Here is a 14,236-nt window from a genome sequence, read left to right as displayed (position 1 = left end):
CCGTCGATGATGTTCGACGAGGTGGTGCACCTCAGCGACTATTATCCGGACCTGGAGGCGGCCTGGGAGCTCAAGGACCGTTCCAGCAAGAGTTTCCCGGGGGATCATGCCTCGGTGTTGCTGGTCTGGGCGCTGTTCATGAGCGTGTTCAGCCGCCGTCTGGTGCAGTACCTGGTGGTCTGGGGGTTGGCGGTATTGTTCATGTTGCCGCGCCTGGTGGCCGGTGCCCACTGGGGGCAGGATGACTACATCGGCGGGCTGCTGATGGCGGTGCTGGCGCTGGGCTGGAGCTGCTACACGCCGCTGGCGGCCAAGGGGAGTGCGGTGCTGCTGCGCTGGACGGCGCCGTTGTTCAACCTGCTGGCCCGGTTACCGCTGGTCGGACGGATGGCTGTCACCCGTTAGGGCCATGGGGCTACTGCGTAGCCCATCGCGACACAAGGCCGCTCCCACAAGTACCGCATAAGGCATTCAGGCAACGCCCTGCTTGTGGGAGCGGCCTTGTGTCGCGAAAGGGCCGCAAAGCGGCCCCGGCTATTCGAAGCTCCCATGCAACTGGTGAATCTGCCGCCGCTGCTTCTTGGTCGGCCGGCCATCGGTGGTAACGCCCATCGCCCCGGCCTTGCGCAGTTCCGCCGCCTGCTCACGCCGACGCACGCTGTCCTCGGTCTCCTCGTACAACGTCTGCGCCTCTGGCGCCCCACGCCGCACCACCGACAAGGCCTTCACCACCACGGTGCGCTCGTCGAACCCGGTGCGCAGCACGAACTCGTCCCCCACCCGCGGTTCCTTGCCCGGCTTGCAGCGCTCACCCCGGCAATGCACCTTGCCACTCTCGATCGCCGCCTTGGCCAGCGCGCGGGTCTTGTAGAAGCGTGCCGCCCACAGCCATTTGTCCAGGCGGACCTTGTCGTCGTCTTCGGCTTTTTGTGCCATCCCGTTACCTCGAACGCTGTGTTTCATCGAACTGTACTACCGTAACGATCGGATGCAAAAAATCCCCGCCGTGCTTACAGTTCACCACCTCATCCGCAGGGTGCGTTTCGTGAAGACATTTGACCATTTGACTGTGATTGGCCTGCGCGAGTGGGTCGCCCTGCCCGACCTTGGTGTGGCCGGGCTGCGCGCCAAGATCGACACCGGCGCCAGCACCTCCAGCCTGCACGCCACCGAGGTGGAACCGTTCGAGCGCGACGGCCAGCCCTGGGTCCGCTTCACCGCACACCTTGGCTCGGTGGTGCAGTTGCGCCACCGTCGCTGCGAGGCACCGCTGGTGACCATGAAAACCATCAAGAGCTCCAATGGCCAGGCCCAGACCCGCTATGTCATCCGCACGTCACTGGCCCTGGGCGATGGTGTGTGGGAGGTGGAGTTCACCCTGGCCTGCCGCAAGAACATGCGTTATCGCCTGTTGCTGGGTTCCAAGGCCCTGATCCATGGCCAGTTGGTGGTCAACCCGGGTCTCAAATACGTACAAGACAAACCGGCCTTCCCGGCCACCCTTTCTCCTGTCACAGGTGCTGCATGAAGATCGCTGTGCTGTCGCGCAATCCGCGTCTGTATTCCACCCGCCGCCTGGTCGAGGCCGGTACCCAGCGGGGCCACGAAATGGTGGTGATCGATACCCTGCGGGCCTACATGAACATTGCCAGCCACAAGCCGCAGATCCACTACCGCGGCAAGCCGCTGGAAGGCTTCGACGCGGTGATCCCGCGCATCGGCGCATCGGTGACTTTCTATGGCTGCGCGGTGCTGCGCCAGTTCGAGATGATGGGTGTGTACCCGCTCAACGAGTCGGTAGCGATCGCCCGCTCCCGCGACAAGCTGCGTTCGCTGCAACTGCTGTCGCGGCGCGGCATCGGCCTGCCGATTACCGGCTTCGCCCACTCGCCGGACGACATACCCGACCTGATCCAGATGGTCAACGGCGCCCCGCTGGTGATCAAGGTGCTGGAAGGTACCCAGGGCATCGGCGTGGTGCTGTGCGAAACCACCAAGGCCGCCGAATCGGTGATCGAAGCGTTCATGGGGTTGAAGCAGAACATCATGGTGCAGGAATACATCAAGGAAGCAGGTGGCGCGGATATCCGCTGCTTCGTGGTCGGCGACAAGGTCATCGCCTCGATGAAGCGCCAGGCCAAACCGGGGGAATTCCGCTCCAACCTGCACCGCGGTGGGGTGGCAAGCCTGATCAAGATCACCCCGGAAGAACGCATGACAGCCATTCGCGCGGCCAAGGTGATGGGCCTGAGCGTGGCGGGTGTGGATATCCTGCGCTCCAACCATGGGCCGCTGGTGATGGAGGTGAATTCGTCGCCGGGATTGGAAGGTATTGAAGTGACCACCGGCAAGAACGTGGCCGGGATGATCATCGAGCATCTGGAGAAGAATGGCGGGCCTAATCAGACCCGGACCAAGGGTAAGGGCTGATATTTTGGGGCTGCTGCGCAGCCCATCGCGACACAAGGCCGCTCCCACAGGATCACCGCAGCCCACAGGCCTGTGCAGTACCTGTGGGAGCGGCTTTAGCCGCGAAGAGGCCGGTAAAGCTCATACAGCATTACGCGGCAGCAACAGCCCCAAAGGCAACCGTACCCGCGCCTCGATCCCGCCACCAGAGCGATTGCGCAACTCCACATTCCCACCATGCTGCGCCGCGATCCGCTTGACGATCGCCAGCCCCAGCCCGGTGCCCTTGCCCCCACGGGCCCGGTCACCACGAATGAACGGGTTGAAGATGGTCTCCAGCTCCGACTCGTCGATCCCCGTACCGCGGTCCAGCACGCTCAGCACCACATACGGCGCACTCTCGTCGCCCGACACATAGGCGGCCACCTCCACCCCCTTGCCGGCGTGGTGCAAGGCATTGCCGATCAGGTTGCCCAGCATGCGCTTGAGCGAAACCCGGCGCAGCGGGAACGGCGGGATCGGCTCCAGGCACAGGCGCACACGTTCTTCCGGCTGGTTGTAAGGCGCCACCACCTCGCGCACCAGGTCGGCCAGGTCGACCTCTTCAACCGGCTCGTCACGGCCATCGCGGATAAAGGCCAGGAACTGGTCGAGGATCGCATCCATGTCCTCGATATCGCGGACCATGTCGTCGCTCAGTTCGTTGTCGCTGTCCAGCAACGACAACGACAGGCGCAGGCGCGTCAGCGGTGTGCGCAGGTCGTGGGAAACCCCGGCCAGCATCAGCTCGCGCTCGCGCCCGGCCTGCTCGACATCCTCGGCCATCTGGTTGAAGGCCTTGTACACCTCGGTCATCTCGCTGGGCGTGTCGCTGATCGGCAGGCGCACGCTGCGCCCCTGGCCCAGCTGCCGGGCAGCGAATACCAGGCGCTTGAGCGGCTGGTTGAGCTGGCGCACGAAGATCCAGGCCGAGGCGGTGGACAACAGGCCGATGGCCAGGAACCAACCCAACACGTTCCAGATCTTTTGCCCACGCAGCGGGTGCGGGTACAGCGGTACCTTCAACCAGCCCGGGCCCAGGCTTGGCGCATTGACCCACAACGCTGGCGGCGCATGAATGCGCAGCCGTACCTCGGTGTCCTCGCCCAACTCGGCCTGCATTTGCCGTTGGTAGATTTCACTGTAGGGCCAGTGCTGCTCGCCCTCGGGCACGCCCGAACCGGTGACCCGGATAAGGCCTGCCGCTTCGGCGATCTTGTCGCGGTTTTCTTCGTCGGCCGCCCAATAGGCGCGCAGGGTCAGCGCCACACCGTGGCTGTACTGACGGTCGACCAGCACGTCCTCGTTCATCAACAGGTAGACCAGGGTCAAGGCCTTGGAGAACAGGACGACGATCAACACCAGCCACAGGGTGCGGGCGAAGAAACTTTGCGGAAACCAGAGCGGTGTCTTCATCGATGGCGCGGCATCATTTACCGGCGATTCCGTCCGGCACGAACACGTAGCCCACACCCCAGACGGTCTGGATATAACGCGGCTTGGACGGGTCCGGCTCGATCATGCGGCGCAGACGCGAGATCTGCACATCGATGGAGCGCTCCAGCGCATCCCATTCGCGGCCACGCGCCAGGTTCATCAGCTTGTCGCGGGTCAGCGGCTCGCGCGCGTGCATCACCAGGGCCTTGAGCACGGCGAACTCGCCGGTGGTGAGCATGTGCACTTCGTCGCCACGCTTGAGTTCGCGGGTAGCCAGCGACAACTCGTAGTCGCCGAAGGTGACCGACTCGTCTTCGCTGCCAGGCGCACCCGGCACGCTCGGTGCCTGGCGGCGCAGCACGGCCTTGACCCGGGCCATCAGCTCGTCCGGGTTGAACGGCTTGCCCAGGTAGTCGTCGGCGCCCAGCTCCAGGCCCTTGATACGGCTGAACTCGTCGCCCTTGGCAGTGAGCATGATGATCGGGATCTGGTTGTTCTGCTGGCGCAGGCGCTTGCACGCCGACAGGCCATCCTCGCCAGGCAGCATCAGGTCGAGCACCACCAGGTTGAACACCTCACGCTGCAGCAGGCGGTCCATCTGCTCGGTGTTGGGTACTGCGCGGGCACGGTAGCCCTTGCTGGTGAAGAAACGTTCCAGCAGGCTGCTCAGCCCCGGGTCGTCGTCGACGATGAGAATCTTGTCACCTTCAGCGGTGTTTGGCGTGCCGGTCATGAATAACTCCTCTGATATCGCCGCGCATTATGGCGTAGCCATTGCTGCACGTAGCGTGAGCATTGTTAGCAGATTTTTCCCCCGGCGCCAGTTCCGACTGGCCGGGCGCCATCACCGCAAGCCGTTTGCGATGGGTATAATGCGCGGCTTTCATCCAGCGCCGCCGGGCGACAGGCCCACAGGCGACCCCCGTATTCACAAATGTCAGGTGGTTTACATGGACAGCATCAACAGCCGTATCGCCGAGGAACTGGGCGTACGCCCCCAGCAGGTCGAGGCGGCCGTGGGCCTGTTGGACGAAGGCTCGACTGTGCCCTTCATCGCCCGTTACCGCAAGGAAGTGACCGGTAGCCTGGACGACACCCAGCTGCGCCATCTGGAAGAGCGCCTGCGCTACCTGCGCGAACTCGACGAACGCCGCGCCAGCATCCTGGCCAGCATCGAGGAGCAGGGCAAGCTGACCCCGGAACTGGCCCGCGAGATCAAGCTGGCCGATACCAAGACCCGCCTCGAAGACCTGTACCTGCCGTACAAGCAGAAGCGCCGCACCAAGGGCCAGATCGCCCTGGAAGCCGGCCTCGGCGAGCTGGCCGACGGCCTGTTCAACAACCCCGACCTGGCTCCGGAAAGCGAAGCCGCACGCTTCGTCAACGCCGAAAAGGGCGTGGCCGACGTCAAGGCCGCGCTGGAAGGCGCCAAGTACATCCTCATGGAGCGCTTCGCCGAAGACGCCGCCCTGCTCGACAAGCTGCGCAGTTTCCTCAAGCAGGAATCGGTGCTCAGCGCCCGTGTCGTGCCAGGCAAGGAAGAAGAAGGCGCCAAGTTCCGCGACTACTTCGCCCATGACGAACTGCTGCGCAATGCCCCGTCGCACCGCGCCCTGGCAATTTTCCGCGGGCGTAACGAAGGCGTGCTGAGCGCCTCGCTGAAAGTCGGTGAAGAACTGCCCGGCACCCTGCACCCGTGCGAACTCATGATCAGCAACCATGTCGGCATCGAGAACCGCAACCGCCCTGCCGACAAGTGGCTGAGCGAAGTGGTGCGCTGGACCTGGAAGGTCAAGCTGTACACCCATCTTGAAACCGACCTGTTCGGCGAGCTGCGTGACAACGCCGAAGGCGAGGCGATCAATGTGTTCGCCCACAACCTGCACGACCTGCTGCTGGCCGCCCCCGCCGGCCCTCGCGCCACCCTGGGCTTCGACCCGGGCCTGCGTACCGGCTGCAAGATCGCAGTAGTCGATGCCACAGGCAAGTTGCTGGACCACACCACGGTCTACCCGCACGCGCCGAAGAACGACTGGGACCGTACCATTTCCATCATGGCGGCGTTGTGCGCCAAGCATTCGGTAGAGCTGATCGCCATCGGCAATGGCACCGCCAGCCGCGAAAGCGACAAGCTGGTGACCGAACTGGTCAAGAAGTACCCGGCCTTGAAGATCACCAAGGTCATGGTCTCCGAGGCCGGCGCTTCGGTGTACTCCGCCTCGGAGCTGGCCGCCCGCGAATTCCCGGACCTGGACGTGTCGATCCGTGGTGCCGTATCGATTGCCCGCCGCTTGCAGGACCCGCTGGCCGAACTGGTGAAGATCGACCCGAAATCCATCGGTGTCGGCCAGTACCAGCACGACGTGTCCCAGCTGAAGCTGGCGCGTGGCCTGGACGCGGTGGTCGAGGACTGCGTGAACGCCGTGGGCGTCGACGTAAACACTGCGTCGGTGGCGCTGCTGACGCGCATCTCTGGCCTCAACGCCACCCTGGCGCAGAACATCGTCGCCCATCGCGATGCCAACGGCCCGTTCGCCACTCGTGCGGCACTGAAAAAGGTCAGCCGCCTGGGTGAGAAAACTTTCGAACAGGCCGCCGGCTTCCTGCGCGTGATGAACGGCGACAACCCGCTGGACGCCTCCGCAGTGCACCCCGAGGCCTACCCGCTGGTGCAGCGTATTGCCGCCGACACCGACCGCGACATTCGTTCGCTGATCGGTGACAGCAGCTTCCTCAAGCGCCTGGACCCGAAGAAGTTCACCGATGAAACCTTCGGCCTGCCGACCGTCACCGACATCCTGCAGGAACTGGACAAGCCTGGCCGCGACCCACGCCCCGAGTTCAAGACTGCCACCTTCCAGGACGGCGTCGAAGACCTCAAGGACCTGGAACCGGGCATGATCCTCGAAGGCGTGGTGACCAACGTCACCAACTTCGGTGCATTCGTCGACATCGGCGTGCACCAGGACGGCCTGGTGCACATTTCGGCGTTGTCGGAGAAATTCATCAAGGACCCACGTGAAGCAGTCAAGGCCGGTGACGTGGTCAAGGTCAAGGTCATGGAAGTGGACATCCCGCGCAAACGCGTCGGCCTTTCCATGCGCATGAGCGACACCCCGGGCGAAAAGGTCGAAGGCAACCGCGGCGGTAACCGTGGCAATGGCGGCAACCGCCAGCAGCAGGCGCCGCGCCAGCGCGAAACCGCCACTGCTGCCCCGGCCAATAACGCGATGGCCGCGCTGTTCGCCAACGCCAAGCAGCTGAAGAAGAAGTGATGGACGTACCACGCGAGTACGTTGAAAGCGCCTTCAGCCACCTCCTGGGCTGCCGCCTGCAACGCCTGGAAACAGGTGTTGCCGAGGTAGCCCTGGCGCTCGAGCCACACTTGCGCAACCGTGGCCAGAAGCTGCACGGCGGGGCGATCTTCAGCCTGGTGGACATCGCCATGGGCCTGGCCTGCTCGGCCAGCCATGGCTTCGACCAGCAAAGCGTCACCATCGAGTGCAAGATCAACTACATGCGCGCCGTCAGTGACGGCGAGGTGCTGTGCACCGCCCGTGTGCTGCACGCCGGGCGGCGCACCCTGGTGGTCGACGCCGACGTAGTCCAGGGCGACAAGCTGGTGGCGAAAGCGCAAGGAACCTTTGCCGTTCTCTAGCCCACCAGGCGGTATCTGCGGTATTTTCGGCAACAGCAAGGGGCCGCTTCGCGCCCCATCGCCGGCAAGCCGGGCTCTCACAGGTAATCCACAAGCCTGAAATCGTGGTGCACCTGTGGGAGCCCGGCTTGCCGGCAATGGGGCGCGCAGCGGCCCCCAAAGTCGGCGCTGCGCAATGCCGGAACCGCGTAAACCAGGCGACAACGCCAGTTCCTTTTCCCACTACCCTTGTAGACCGTCTTTTCTACCCCCATATTGGGGCGACCGACGCGTGAAGGAATACATCTTGAGCGACCTCCTCAACCGCCGCCTGAGCCTGCTCGGCGCCAATCTCCCCCTGCTCAAGCAGTGCCTGCACGGTATTGAGCGCGAATGCCTGCGCGTGACCAACGAAGGTCGCCTGGCCCAGACCCCGCATCCGCAAGCCCTGGGATCGGCGCTGACCAACGAGCAGATCACCACCGATTATTCCGAGTCGCTGCTGGAGTTCATCACCCCGGCCCTGCCCGACCCGGCCAAGGTGCTGGAAAGCCTCGAAGAGACCCACCGTTTCGTCTACAGCAAGCTGGGCGACGAATACCTGTGGAGCCCGTCGATGCCCTGCACGCTGCCGGCCGAGGAGGACATCCCGATCGCCGAGTACGGCAGCTCGAACATCGGCAAGCTCAAGCACGTCTACCGCAAGGGCCTGGCCCTGCGCTACGGCCGCACCATGCAGTGCATCGCCGGTATCCATTACAACTTCTCGCTGCCAGAGGCGCTGTGGCCGCTGCTGCGCGCAAGCGAAGGTAGCAGCGAGAGCGACCGCGACTACCAGTCGTCGGCCTATATCGCGCTGATCCGCAATTTCCGCCGCTACAGCTGGCTGCTGATGTACCTGTTCGGCGCCTCGCCGGCACTGGACAAAGGCTTCCTGCGTGGCCGCCCGCACCAGCTCGAAGAGCTGGACGCCGAAACCCTGTACCTGCCCTACGCCACCAGCCTGCGCATGAGCGACCTGGGCTACCAGAGCAACGCCCAGGCCGGCCTCACGCCGTGCTACAACAACCTGGCCAGCTATACCGACAGCCTGCGCAAGGCGGTAGGCACGCCCTACCCGCCTTACGTCGAAGTCGGCACGCACGTGGATGGCGAGTGGGTACAGCTGAACACCAACATCCTGCAGATCGAGAACGAGTACTACTCGAACATTCGCCCCAAGCGCGTCACCTACACCGGCGAGCGGCCGATCCAGGCCCTGACCTCGCGCGGCGTGCAGTACGTGGAAGTGCGTTGCCTGGACATCAACCCGTTCCTGCCGGTGGGCATCGACCTGACCGAGGCACGCTTCCTCGACGCGTTCCTGCTGTTCTGCGCGCTGGAAGACAGCCCGCAACTGGATAACGGCGAATGCGGCCAGTGCACCAGCAATTTCCTGACCGTGGTCAAGGAAGGCCGTCGCCCGGGCCTGGAACTGCGCCGCGATGGTCAGCTGATTGGCCTGAAGGCCTGGGCCAGCGAGCTGATCGAGCGTATCCGCCCACTGGCCGAGCTGCTCGACCAGGCGCAAGGTAGTGCAGAACACGGCAAGGCCCTGGATGCCCAACAGGCCAAGGTCGACGATGCCTCGCTGACGCCTTCGGCCCAGGTGCTGGCACGCATGACCGAGCATGACGAGAGCTTCGTCCAGTTTTCCCTGCGCCAAAGCCGTATCCACGCCGAAACCTTCCGCGAGCAGCCACTGCCGGTCGAGCGCCAGCAGGCTTTTGAAACCCTCGCCCGCGACTCGCTGGCCGAGCAGTCGCGCCTGGAACAGCAGGAGGTCGGCGACTTCGACCTGTTCGTCGGCGCCTACCAGGCCAGCATCCTGGCGATCAGCAACTGATGACCCGCGCTGCTTCCCCGCGCAGGCCGCGCGCCAGCAGCCAGGCCAGGATCGAGGCGATCCTGGCGGCTGCACGCGAGTTGCTGGCCGAGCTGGGGGTGGCAAGCCTGTCGATCTACAGCGTGGCCGAGCGTGCGCAGATTCCACCGTCTTCGGTGTACCACTTTTTCGCCAGCGTGCCGGCGCTGCTGGAGGCGTTGACGGCCGATGTACACCGGGCCTTCCGTGAAGCGCTGAGCGCGCCGATCGACAGCAGTGCGGTCAACACCTGGCACGAACTGTCACGGCTGATCGAGCAGCGCATGCTGGATATCTACAACGAGGACGCGGCGGCGCGGCAACTGATCCTGGCCCAGCATGGCCTGAGCGAAGTGGTGCAGGCCGACCGGCAGCACGACATGGAACTGGGCGACTTGATGCACAAGTTGTTCGACCAGCACTTTCATCTGCCGGTGATGCCGGCGGATGTGGACGTGTTTGCCCTGGCCATGGAATTGAGCGACCGGGTGTATGCGCGGTCAGTGCAGCTGCATGAGGCGATCACACCGCGCATGGCCGAGGAAGGCAAGCGGGTGTTCGAGGCGTATCTGGGGTTGTATCTGCCGCCGTTTCTGGCCAAGCGTTCCAGCTGAAGATTTTGGGGCCGCGTTGCGGCCCTATCGCGACACAAGGCCGCTCCCACATGGTCCCGCGTACACCGGACAAATGTGGGAGCGGCCTTGTGTCGCGATAGGGCTGCAGAGCAGCCCCAGAAGCCCGCATCACAGCTTGGCGATGGACACTTCAGTCGACTTCACGAAGGCAATAACCTCACTGCCCACCTGCAGCTCCAGTTCACGCACGGAGCGAGTGGTGATGACCGAAGTGACGATGCCCGAAGCAGTCTGCACGTCGATTTCCGACAGTACCGGGCCTTCGAGGATTTCTTTCACGGTGCCTTTGAACTGGTTGCGAACGTTGATGGCTTTGATAGTCATGATTTGCTTCCTTTTGGCTTCTGGGGTTCAGTGCGCCCAACGCAGTTGCGTGGGCAAAGGGGCTACAGGATCCGGCTCAGGCGCAGCGCCCGGGGCCGACAGAACACGGTTGAGTACTTCGCTTTCCAGCGCGGCCAGGCGGTGCGAACCACGCGCCCGAGGCCGTGCCAGGTCGACAGTGAGGTCGAGCCCGACCTCGCCGTCCTCGATCAGAATGACCCGGTCAGCCACGGCGACTGCCTCGCTGACATCGTGGGTAACCAGCAACACGGTGAAGCCGTGCTGACGCCACAGGCGTTCGATCAGTTGCTGCATCTCGATACGGGTCAATGCATCCAGCGCACCGAGCGGTTCGTCCAGCAGCAGCAGGCGCGGCTGATGAATCAGCGCCCGGGCCAAGGCCACGCGCTGCTTCTGGCCACCCGACAGAGCCGCCGGCCATTCATTGGCGCGGTCGGCCAGGCCAACCGACTCCAACGCTTCCAGCGCACGCGGGCGCCAGTCGCCAGACAGGCCCAGGCCAACGTTGTCGATTACCTTCTTCCATGGCAGCAGACGCGCGTCCTGGAACATCAGGCGGGTTTCTTCGCGGGCCTGTTCCAGCGGCGCCGCACCGGCCAGCAACTGGCCTGCAGTGGGCTGGTCGAGGCCAGCCAGCAGGCGCAGCAAGGTACTTTTGCCGCAGCCACTGCGGCCGACGATGGCGACAAACTGACCGGCAGGAATGTGTAGCTCGATGCCCTTGAGCACTTCGCGCTGGCCAAAGGTCTTGCGCAGGCCGCTGGAGGCCAGCGGGATGCCACGCAGCAGGCGCGGCGGCTGTTCCTTGAGTACGGTCATGCGCCCTCCTTCTTCGCCACTTGATAGGCCGGGTGCCAGCGCAGCCACACACGTTCCAGGCCGCGGGCGGCGAGGTCGGCGAGTTTGCCGAGCACGGCATACAGGACGATGGCCAGCACCACCACGTCGGTCTGCAGGAACTCACGGGCGTTCATTGCCAGGTAGCCGATGCCGGAGCTGGCCGAAATGGTTTCGGCAACGATCAGGGTCAGCCACATGAAGCCCAGAGCGAAACGCACGCCTACCAGGATCGAAGGCAGCGCCCCAGGCAGGATCACCTGGCGGAACAGGCTGAAGCCGGACAGGCCGTAGCTGCGCGCCATTTCCACCAGCGCCGGGTCGACGTTGCGGATGCCGTGATAAGTGTTCAGGTAGATCGGGAACAGCGTGCCCAGCGCGACCAGGAAGATCTTTGCCGACTCGTCGATACCGAACCACAGGATCACCAGCGGGATCAGCGCCAGGTGCGGCACGTTGCGGATCATCTGCACCGAGCTGTCGAGCAGGCGTTCGCCCCAGTTCGACAGGCCGGTGATGAAGCCCAGCACCAGGCCGATGCTGCCACCGATGAGGAAGCCCAGCCCGGCACGCCAGCCACTGATGGCCAGGTGGGTCCAGATCTCGCCGCTGCGTACCAGCTCGACGCCGGCGCTGAGCACGGCGCTGGGCGCCGGCAGGATGCGCGTCGACAGCCAGCCGGCGCTGACCGCCAGCTGCCATACGGCCAGCAGCAGTACCGGTAGCGCCCATGGCGCCAGGCGCTGGCCTAGGTTGTTGGAGGTTGCACGACTCATGGCCTGGCCCTCAGCTCTGCGCAACGGACTTGGGCAGGATGTCGTTGGCCACCATTTCGCCAAACGGGCTCACATAACCACCGGTCTTGGCTTGCTCCGGGCGTTGCACATCCAGGTGCGGGAACAGCAGCTCGGCCACCCGGTACGACTCTTCCAGGTGCGGGTAGCCGGAAAAGATGAACGTATCGATACCCAGCTCGGCGTATTCCTTGACCCGTGCCGCAACGGTCGGGCCATCCCCCACCAGCGCGGTACCGGCACCACCACGCACCAGGCCGACACCAGCCCACAGGTTGGGGCTGACCTCCAGCTTGTCACGGTTGCCGTTGTGCAGGGCTGCCATTCGTTGCTGGCCGACCGAGTCGAAGCGCGCCAGCGAGGCCTGGGCGCGAGCGATGGTGTCGTCGTCCAGGTGCGAGATCAGCTTGTCGGCAGCGGCCCAGGCTTCTTCGTTGGTTTCCCGCACGATCACGTGCAGGCGGATGCCAAAGCGCACTTCGCGACCCTGGGCGGCGGCTTTCTCACGCACCTGGGCAATTTTTTCAGCAACCGCACTCGGCGGCTCGCCCCAGGTCAGGTACAGCTCGACCTGCTCCGCGGCCAAATCCTGTGCGGCTTCGGAGGAACCGCCGAAATACAGTGGCGGGCGTGGTTGCTGGATTGGCGGATAGAGCAGCTTGGCGCCCTTCACCTGGATGTGCTTGCCGTCGTAGTCGACCACCTCGCCTTCCAGCACCTTGCGCCAGATACGGGTGAACTCCACAGAGGCTTCATAACGTTCCTGATGGTTCAGGTGCAGGCCGTCACCGGCCAACTCGTCCGGGTCGCCACCGGTCACCAGGTTGAACAGCGCGCGGCCGTTGGACAGGCGATCAAGGGTTGCTGCCTGGCGTGCCGCCACGGTCGGCGAAATGATCCCGGGGCGCAGGGCGACCAGGAACTTCAGGCGCTGGGTCACCGGAATCAGCGATGCCGCGACCAGCCAGGAGTCCTCGCAGGAACGCCCGGTAGGGATCAGCACGCCACCAAAGCCAAGCCGGTCGGCCGCCTGGGCGATCTGCTGCAGGTAGCCATGGTCGACGGCGCGCGCGCCATCGGAGGTACCCAGGTACTTGCCGTCACCGTGGGTAGGAAGAAACCAGAAGATGTTCAGGCTCATTGGAGTTGTCTCCTCAAGGGGGCTCAGCCAGGGCGACGCCCCGGCGCAGGCAAATCAATCAAGGCGCACTGGCGACCTTGGCCGGGGGTGTCCAGATCACGTCCTTGATGCTCAGCGGCTTGGGAATCAGCTTCAGTGCCTGGAACGTGTCAGCGATCTTCTGTTGCGCGGCCACCACTTCCGGGGTGAGCGGCGCGGCACCGTAGCCTTGGCGCTTGACCGAGGTCAGGGTGATGTCGGCGGGCAGGCCGAGCAGCGGTGCGACCTGGTCGGTCACTTCCTGCGGGTTGGCCTGGGACCATTCACCCACGGCGCGCACTTCTTCGATCAGGGTGTTGATTACCGCCGGGTGCTGGGTCGCGTAGTTGCGGGTGGCCAGGTAGAACTGATGGTTGTCGACCAGGCCCTTGCCGTCGCGCAGGGTATGAGCCTGCAGCTGTTTCTCGGCGGCAGCCTGGTACGGGTCCCAGATCACCCAGGCATCCACGCTGCCGCGCTCGAAGGCGGCACGGGCATCGGCCGGGGGCAGGTACACCGGCTGGATATCGCTGTATTTCAGGCCTGCGTCGTCCAGGGCGCGAACCAGCAGGTAGTGAACGTTGGAGCCTTTGTTGAGAGCGACTTTCTTGCCCTTGAGGTCTTTGACCGACTGGATTGGCGAGCCCTTCGGCACCAGGATCGCCTCGCTGTGCGGCGCTGGCGGCTCGTAGGCGACGTACAGCAGGTCGGCACCGGCGGCCTGGGCGAACACCGGTGGAGTTTCACCGGTGACGCCAAAATCGATGGAGCCGACGTTCAGCCCCTCAAGCAGCTGCGGGCCGCCGGGGAACTCGGTCCATTGCACCTGCACGCCCTGCTCGGCCAGGCGCTTTTCCAGCGTGCCCTTGGCCTTGAGCAGCACCAGGGTGCCGTATTTCTGGTAACCGATACGCAGGCTCTCGGCCTGGGCTTGGGTGATGGCGCCGAAGGACACAGCCGCCGCAAACAGGGCGACCAGACCGCGACGCAAGAAGACTGTGCGCATGGCGCTCTCCTGTGCGAGTGGGTTCGGGTTGCACC

15 protein-coding genes are annotated in these 14,236 nt (G+C 64.4%); 7 read left to right on the top strand and 8 right to left on the bottom strand.

Features of this window, described 5'->3' with window-relative positions:
• On the top strand, positions 1-405 hold a 405-nt coding region (locus JV551A3_RS02450), incomplete at its 5' end, for a phosphatase PAP2 family protein (RefSeq protein WP_133978295.1).
• A 129-nt stretch (positions 406-534) separates the two neighbouring features.
• Here JV551A3_RS02450 and JV551A3_RS02445 read toward each other — a convergent pair.
• The gene (locus JV551A3_RS02445) at positions 535-936 is read right to left on the bottom strand and encodes an RNA-binding S4 domain-containing protein (RefSeq protein ID WP_013970457.1); all 402 of its coding nucleotides are present in this window, start codon (positions 934-936) and stop codon (positions 535-537) included.
• Between the two features lie 109 nt (positions 937-1,045).
• On the opposite strand from JV551A3_RS02445, the gene rimB reads away from it, so the two are divergent.
• On the top strand, positions 1,046-1,528 hold the full coding sequence (rimB, locus tag JV551A3_RS02440) for a retropepsin-like aspartic endopeptidase RimB (protein WP_041166351.1): 483 nt from the start codon (positions 1,046-1,048) through the stop codon (positions 1,526-1,528).
• Positions 1,525-2,430 carry a 30S ribosomal protein S6--L-glutamate ligase gene (gene rimK / locus JV551A3_RS02435; protein ID WP_015268602.1) on the top strand — a complete coding sequence of 302 codons (906 nt, stop codon included), beginning with the start codon at positions 1,525-1,527 and terminating at the stop codon, positions 2,428-2,430. Before rimB ends, rimK begins: the two co-directional genes overlap by 4 nt.
• A gap of 120 nt (positions 2,431-2,550) precedes the next feature.
• On the opposite strand, the gene JV551A3_RS02430 is transcribed toward rimK, so the two are convergent.
• Both JV551A3_RS02430 and ompR read right to left on the bottom strand, forming a co-directional pair.
• On the bottom strand, positions 2,551-3,864 hold the full coding sequence (locus JV551A3_RS02430; RefSeq protein ID WP_112251316.1) for an ATP-binding protein: 1,314 nt from the start codon (positions 3,862-3,864) through the stop codon (positions 2,551-2,553).
• A gap of 13 nt (positions 3,865-3,877) precedes the next feature.
• Entirely contained in the window at positions 3,878-4,618 is a 741-nt protein-coding gene (gene ompR, locus JV551A3_RS02425) for an osmolarity response regulator transcription factor OmpR (RefSeq protein ID WP_112251314.1), read from the bottom strand.
• 217 nt (positions 4,619-4,835) lie between these two features.
• Here ompR and JV551A3_RS02420 point away from each other — a divergent pair, with 217 nt between their 5' ends.
• From JV551A3_RS02420 to JV551A3_RS02405, 4 genes are all read left to right on the top strand, one after another.
• Complete coding sequence (locus JV551A3_RS02420) at positions 4,836-7,160, top strand: Tex family protein (RefSeq protein ID WP_133969938.1); 2,325 nt, start codon at positions 4,836-4,838, stop codon at positions 7,158-7,160.
• Positions 7,160-7,543 (top strand): PaaI family thioesterase, encoded by a 384-nt coding sequence (locus JV551A3_RS02415; protein ID WP_133969937.1) that lies wholly within the window; start codon positions 7,160-7,162, stop codon positions 7,541-7,543. Before JV551A3_RS02420 ends, JV551A3_RS02415 begins: the two co-directional genes overlap by 1 nt.
• Positions 7,544-7,829: 286 nt before the next feature.
• On the top strand, positions 7,830-9,407 hold the full coding sequence (gene gshA, locus JV551A3_RS02410) for a glutamate--cysteine ligase (protein WP_166674204.1): 1,578 nt from the start codon (positions 7,830-7,832) through the stop codon (positions 9,405-9,407).
• Positions 9,407-10,039 carry a TetR/AcrR family transcriptional regulator gene (locus JV551A3_RS02405; RefSeq protein WP_133969935.1) on the top strand — a complete coding sequence of 211 codons (633 nt, stop codon included), beginning with the start codon at positions 9,407-9,409 and terminating at the stop codon, positions 10,037-10,039. The genes gshA and JV551A3_RS02405 overlap by 1 nt, the downstream gene beginning before the upstream one ends.
• A gap of 129 nt (positions 10,040-10,168) precedes the next feature.
• Here JV551A3_RS02405 and JV551A3_RS02400 read toward each other — a convergent pair whose 3' ends face one another.
• Genes JV551A3_RS02400 through JV551A3_RS02380 form a run of 5 tightly spaced genes read right to left on the bottom strand, consistent with a single transcriptional unit; the run spans position 10,169 to position 14,201 of the window.
• Positions 10,169-10,384: a TOBE domain-containing protein gene (locus tag JV551A3_RS02400; RefSeq protein ID WP_003255829.1), complete on the bottom strand. Its 216-nt coding sequence runs from the start codon at positions 10,382-10,384 to the stop codon at positions 10,169-10,171.
• A gap of 27 nt (positions 10,385-10,411) precedes the next feature.
• Positions 10,412-11,224 (bottom strand): aliphatic sulfonates ABC transporter ATP-binding protein, encoded by an 813-nt coding sequence (gene ssuB / locus JV551A3_RS02395; protein WP_013970450.1) that lies wholly within the window; start codon positions 11,222-11,224, stop codon positions 10,412-10,414.
• Positions 11,221-12,018 (bottom strand): aliphatic sulfonate ABC transporter permease SsuC, encoded by a 798-nt coding sequence (gene ssuC, locus JV551A3_RS02390; RefSeq protein WP_112251300.1) that lies wholly within the window; start codon positions 12,016-12,018, stop codon positions 11,221-11,223. Before ssuC ends, ssuB begins: the two co-directional genes overlap by 4 nt.
• Before the next feature lie 10 nt (positions 12,019-12,028).
• Entirely contained in the window at positions 12,029-13,177 is a 1,149-nt protein-coding gene (gene ssuD, locus JV551A3_RS02385) for an FMNH2-dependent alkanesulfonate monooxygenase (protein ID WP_025337326.1), read from the bottom strand.
• Positions 13,178-13,235: 58 nt separating this feature from the next.
• Positions 13,236-14,201, bottom strand: a complete 966-nt coding sequence (locus JV551A3_RS02380; RefSeq protein ID WP_133969934.1) for a sulfonate ABC transporter substrate-binding protein — start codon at positions 14,199-14,201, stop codon at positions 13,236-13,238.
• Positions 14,202-14,236 lie beyond the last annotated feature (35 nt).

The organism is Pseudomonas inefficax (assembly GCF_900277125.1).
Taxonomy (GTDB): Bacteria; Pseudomonadota; Gammaproteobacteria; order Pseudomonadales; family Pseudomonadaceae; genus Aquipseudomonas; species Aquipseudomonas inefficax.
This window is presented reverse-complemented; position numbering and strand designations above follow the sequence as displayed.

Excerpts from the sequence above, each read along its gene's own strand:
- JV551A3_RS02445 (WP_013970457.1), bottom strand. The coding sequence starts at position 936 with ATGGCACAAAAAGCCGAAGACGACGACAAGGTCCGCCTGGACAAATGG.
- rimK (WP_015268602.1), top strand. The coding sequence starts at position 1,525 with ATGAAGATCGCTGTGCTGTCGCGCAATCCGCGTCTGTATTCCACCCGC.
- JV551A3_RS02430 (WP_112251316.1), bottom strand. The coding sequence starts at position 3,864 with ATGAAGACACCGCTCTGGTTTCCGCAAAGTTTCTTCGCCCGCACCCTG.
- ompR (WP_112251314.1), bottom strand. The coding sequence starts at position 4,618 with ATGACCGGCACGCCAAACACCGCTGAAGGTGACAAGATTCTCATCGTC.
- JV551A3_RS02420 (WP_133969938.1), top strand. The coding sequence starts at position 4,836 with ATGGACAGCATCAACAGCCGTATCGCCGAGGAACTGGGCGTACGCCCC.
- JV551A3_RS02415 (WP_133969937.1), top strand. The coding sequence starts at position 7,160 with ATGGACGTACCACGCGAGTACGTTGAAAGCGCCTTCAGCCACCTCCTG.
- JV551A3_RS02405 (WP_133969935.1), top strand. The coding sequence starts at position 9,407 with ATGACCCGCGCTGCTTCCCCGCGCAGGCCGCGCGCCAGCAGCCAGGCC.
- JV551A3_RS02400 (WP_003255829.1), bottom strand. The coding sequence starts at position 10,384 with ATGACTATCAAAGCCATCAACGTTCGCAACCAGTTCAAAGGCACCGTG.
- ssuB (WP_013970450.1), bottom strand. The coding sequence starts at position 11,224 with ATGACCGTACTCAAGGAACAGCCGCCGCGCCTGCTGCGTGGCATCCCG.
- ssuC (WP_112251300.1), bottom strand. The coding sequence starts at position 12,018 with ATGAGTCGTGCAACCTCCAACAACCTAGGCCAGCGCCTGGCGCCATGG.
- ssuD (WP_025337326.1), bottom strand. The coding sequence starts at position 13,177 with ATGAGCCTGAACATCTTCTGGTTTCTTCCTACCCACGGTGACGGCAAG.
- JV551A3_RS02380 (WP_133969934.1), bottom strand. The coding sequence starts at position 14,201 with ATGCGCACAGTCTTCTTGCGTCGCGGTCTGGTCGCCCTGTTTGCGGCG.